The 864-nt window shown below is 42.8% G+C and carries 2 pseudogenes; both read right to left on the bottom strand.

The window, feature by feature from the left end:
- Window positions 1–213: pseudogene (locus IQP38_RS26570) on the bottom strand (hypothetical protein); the annotation flags it as partial.
- Between the two features lie 63 nt (window positions 214–276).
- Window positions 277–864 (bottom strand): annotated as a pseudogene (locus IQP38_RS18385) (hypothetical protein); the annotation flags it as partial.

Here is an 864-nt window from a genome sequence, read left to right on the forward strand (position 1 = left end):
ATCGTTTAACTGCTTTTCCCGGTGCGCGTTAATCAAACTCTCTAACGCCTTTTTTCTCTCTATAGTTCTGCGTCTCTTTGCCGATTTCAGCTTCGCATTAGAGTCATAAGATTTGCTGGAGTTAGATGTTGATGGCGCATCATCTTCCTTATATGCGTCATATAATTTTTTTGCGCCATACGCTAATGGTATAACCGCCAACCATAAAGCCATTGTTTTGCACCCTTTAAACTTGAAAGAGGGTCCTGCAATGAACACAGGCCCCTCTTGTAATGATTAAGCCGTCTTAGATTCAAACTTTCCAGTTAGTAAGTCACGAATCTCAACTAGAGCTTCAACAGAACGCTTTAATTCATCAATGTCATATTCTGTAGCTGCATCTTCCTTCAGCTTATTGATGTACTCTTCGGTTTGTTCTACCAGTTCATCTAGACCAGCCTGAATTGCAGTCTCAGTATTGTTCCAGAACTTAGCAATGCAATCTTCAATTTGGTCCCAAACGTTTTCCTTTTTGATTGCTTCAGCAACCTTTTTAGCGAGGCTTTTCTGCCATGAACTACCCATTAAACGATAAACCATATATCCAATCGCAGCTGCAATAGCAATACCGATAGTGATCGGGCCACCAAGAGCCGCCACGAACGATGTAACTGAGGTTACGCTACTGGCAAGTCCTAACGAAACAAGTACACCCGCAGCTTTACCAACTAGGATGTAAGCCCCTAAGTTGCTTGCAATCGTAGATACATATAGTGCCATTGCACCTAGACTTCCTAGTCCGGCCATACCACCAACAAATGCTGCGCGGGAGTTAAATTCAGAAACATCGATATCAAGCCCCCCAATTTCTGAGTCAATAGAAGC

The sequence above is a fragment of the Vibrio sp. OPT41 genome (genome assembly GCF_015163595.1).
GTDB lineage: Bacteria > Pseudomonadota > Gammaproteobacteria > Enterobacterales > Vibrionaceae > Vibrio > Vibrio alginolyticus.